The 3,864-nt window shown below is 34.7% G+C and carries 4 protein-coding genes; all 4 read left to right on the forward strand.

All coding sequences use genetic code 11. The annotated features are described in order from the left end of the window. Window positions 1–144: 144 nt before the first annotated feature. The 4 genes from ACKWCA_RS23855 (at window position 145) to ACKWCA_RS23870 (ending at window position 3,545) form a co-directional block, all read left to right on the forward strand. Window positions 145–795, forward strand: a complete 651-nt coding sequence (locus ACKWCA_RS23855) for a hypothetical protein (RefSeq protein WP_413980763.1) — start codon at window positions 145–147, stop codon at window positions 793–795. Window positions 796–800: 5 nt separating this feature from the next. After that, on the forward strand, window positions 801–1,307 hold the full coding sequence (locus ACKWCA_RS23860) for a DUF416 family protein (protein WP_413980764.1): 507 nt from the start codon (window positions 801–803) through the stop codon (window positions 1,305–1,307). A 208-nt stretch (window positions 1,308–1,515) separates the two neighbouring features. Continuing rightward, complete coding sequence (locus tag ACKWCA_RS23865) at window positions 1,516–2,670, forward strand: serine hydrolase domain-containing protein (RefSeq protein WP_413980765.1); 1,155 nt, start codon at window positions 1,516–1,518, stop codon at window positions 2,668–2,670. Between the two features lie 152 nt (window positions 2,671–2,822). Then, window positions 2,823–3,545, forward strand: coding sequence for an acetolactate decarboxylase (locus ACKWCA_RS23870; protein WP_413980766.1), 723 nt, complete (start codon window positions 2,823–2,825; stop codon window positions 3,543–3,545). Window positions 3,546–3,864 lie beyond the last annotated feature (319 nt).

Genomic DNA, 3,864 nt, shown 5'->3' on the forward strand with positions numbered 1-3,864 from the left:
ACAATGGCTAAAATTCATTACTTGCGGATTTCCTAAACGGAAATCACGCGCAATAAGCTATCTTTAGGTTCGGCTGGATTGTCCTTCGGACGAATCACAGCAACGAACCTTAGCCCAGCCGTTAGGCAACATATCAATAACCCTATGACCAAAAAACTCAGAGATGGGTTAATTGACCCAAAAGAAATCCCTCATGAGGATGTGCCAGGTTATATGGCTGACACTTATAGAGGATATGTGCTTTCGATTAAAGAACGTATTGAAGTTTTTGAAAGAAATCAGCTGATTGACTTTGGGTATAGAGAACTTAATGAAGAGTTCTTCGCGCTTCAATGTCGATTAATAATGGAATTGATTGCCTTTATGGTAAGTACTTTTCATCAAAGCTCAACTCAACCAATTGGAAAAAGCAAAAGAACTGAAAATAACCCATTAAAAATTATTGCTTCAATTAACCAAGATTTTAGTTGGCCAAGACCTACTGACCCAAAATTTGAATATCCTATCAAAGAGAATCTAGAAGTTTCTATTCCGCACATTACATTTCCTATATGTGACTACGAAAAATTCAAGATTATTCATGGAAAACTTGGCAGTATACTGCACGAACAACAAAGACCTAGGATTGAGAAAAGAACAATAACGCTGGAGGAAATATTCAACACTCTAAAGCAACTAAAATTATTGGTTTTTAAACATCTGATAGTTGACAAACAAGGAAACGGTTGGTATATAGATGCAACTATGAAAGAACAACCGAGAGGAATAGGAATAATAAGATTAAAGCTTGTGTAAAAAATATGAATTGGACTGAATACCATGAAAAATTAACTGAAAATTTAAAGGCAACTTCTTCCAATCAACAAACGCGATTTGCAATTGAAGTTTGTGAAAAACTCTTACCTGACTATGATACTTTCCATAAAGAATTCAAATGGGGCGACCTAAACTCTATGACAAATGGACTAGTTTTATGCAAGCAAAACGCAAATGGACTTGACACTAATGTAAAAATTATTGAAAATCAAATATCCGAAATTGTAAAAAATACACCTAACACAGAGGATTTCGGACAAGTTAGCGGTTCTTTAGCCTTAAACTCCGCTGCGGCGATAAGTGAAGCTTTGAGTTTTATTCTGGACAACAAAACTGAACGGATTTTGGATATTGGGAGTTTAAGCTACGATTCTACTTATTTTAAGGCTTGCGAGAATTATCCAAAACTTTCGGAATCGGAAATTGAAAATCATCAGGATTTGCAAAATGAAATAAAATGGCAACTTGAAAAAATAAAATACGTTGCCTAACAAAACCTATAAACAATACGGGACTTAGGTCTTAATCGCAGCGTTTGCGTATTTTTATGAAGTCCGCAAAATCTTTTGGATTTTGCTCTGGACAGGAAAAAATAAATCAAAACCAAAAGATTTCGCTAAGTGCATGGCGGAAAGCAAACGCCAGTTTGCTCCTGTACTGTTCATAGCTCAACCGTTAGCAGTAATTTAAACCAACTCAATGAAAAACCAAATTTTAATAATAGCATTTGCCTTCCTTATAATTTCCTGCAAGAATTCGAATGATAATAAAGCGGAAACAAGCTCAACAAATTTAAAAGAACTGGAGGTGAAAATAGATTCGCTTTTCAATTCTAAAATCGGAATAAATGAACCTGGTGCTGCAGTACTAATTTCTTATGACCAAAAAATGATTATCGGAAAAGGCTATGGTTTAAGAGATTTAGAAACTAAAACGCCAATTACCATTAATACTAATATGAGAATGGGCTCTGTGAGCAAGCAATTTACTGCTCTATGTGTTTTAAGTCTTGTGGACGATGGCTTGTTTTCCTTGAATGATTCTATAACCAAGTTTTGGGATTATCCTGTTTTCAAGGATATTACTGTAAAGCAACTAATAAACCATACATCTGGTATTGCAGACTATTATGATAATTTCGATAAAAATTGGGATAAAAATAGAATAGTTGTAAATCAAGATATTTTAGAATGGCTAGCCACTCACCCTAGACCAATTTTTAAACCTGGAACAAAATGGAAGTATTCTAATACTGGATATATAGTTTTAGCCTTATTGGCAGAAAAAGTTTCAGGAGAAGAATTTGCTAGCTACGCCAAGAAAAACGTTTTTGATAAAGCCAATATGCAAGAAACAAATTATTACAGTCTTGCAAATCCTATTGAAATTAAAGAAAGAGCTTTCTGTTACGAAAAGGACAGTTTAAATATGTGGGTAAAAGCCGATGGCAATTATATGAATGGAATGTTGGGTGACGGAGCAGTTTATACCAGTATTAAAGATTTCCATGCTTATAACAATGCCTTACAAGAGCAATCCATTGTGTCTAAAAAAATGCACGAGCTAGTATTTAGACCTAGCTCTATGGCGATAAACGACACTTATGGCTTAAATTTTTTGAATAATGCAGAAGAAAAATATGGAGCAGGATGGTTTTTGACGAAGGATTTTGCTTTACATTCTGGAAGTTGGATTGGAGCAAGAACTATAGTAATAAAAGAATTAGATAGACCACTAACCATAGCTATATTTCTGAATTCCTCATCTTCTGATACACGAAAAATACTTATTGAAGAAACATATAAATTTGCAGATGAATACATAAAAACTGCTGCTAACAATGGCTATAAGTAATTGCTTGTTCTCGCCTACTTTGGAAATTCCTGCGGAATTTTCAACTTGGTGTGTACCTGCCTGCCGGCAGGCAGGCTTGCAAAGTTAAGTGCTAACCCACGCAACTACTCATAGCCGAGACCGTTGCCAGCAATTTAAGAGACCCGAAATCTATGATAAAAAAATTCATCGTTGGAATTTTAACAATCGGAATATTTGGTTGCAATTCTGACCAAAAGAAAAACAACTCGAATGAAACCTATCCCGACATTAATATTGTAGGTGCAATGAAAAATGTTATGTGGAAAGGGGAATTAGGTGGAAGTATCAGGCTCGATACAATTTCTAACAAAAAAGGTCTTTATGGACTTGGACCAGAAAGTTATCTAACTGGAGAATTACTTATCAATAATGGACAAAGTTATGTTTCAAAAGTCACATCTGATTCAACTATGACAGTTGAAAAAACTTTTGAAGTCGGAGCACCTTTTTTAGTTTATGCTAACGTAACTGAATGGAACGAAATAGAATTAGCCTCAAATATTAAGTCAATCAAAGACATTGAAAAATTAGTAGACGAAAAGACGACTGAATTTAAAAGACCTTTTGCCTTCAAATTAACAGGGAAAATTTCAAAAGCAATTATTCATATTCAAAATTTACCGAAAGGAACAAAAGTTTCATCACCAAAAGAAGCTCATCAAGGACAAACCAATTACGAACTGAAAGATGAAGATGCAACGATAATTGGATTTTTCTCTACAGAACACAAGGGAGTTTTCACACATCACGACTCAAATATTCATTTACACTTAATAACTAAAGACGAAAGTAAAATGGGACACTTGGACGAGCTGGAAATTCAGAATATGAAATTGTATTTACCGAAAAAATAAAAACTGCTGGCAACAATGGCTATAGCAAATAGGGCATAAAGTGCTATATTTAAAGGCTTGGGTTTATTTACTAAGTCCGCCAAATCTTTTGGATTTGGCAATTAAAAAAGAAAAAATAATTACAAAACAAAAAGCTCTGGCTCGCAGACCAGACGGAAACGAAAAGTTTCCTTGCCTGCCCTACTTGCCATAGCCGAACCGTTGTAGTTAATTTATGAGAAAAATCCTTTCCTTTTTAATCTTTCTAATACCATTTGGCATTTTCGCTCAAGAAATTGTCGAAGTCAAGAGTAGAAGGACTGACGAGGTTTTCCAAGCG

This window comes from Maribacter corallii, assembly GCF_047345415.1.
Lineage (GTDB): Bacteria > Bacteroidota > Bacteroidia > Flavobacteriales > Flavobacteriaceae > Maribacter_C.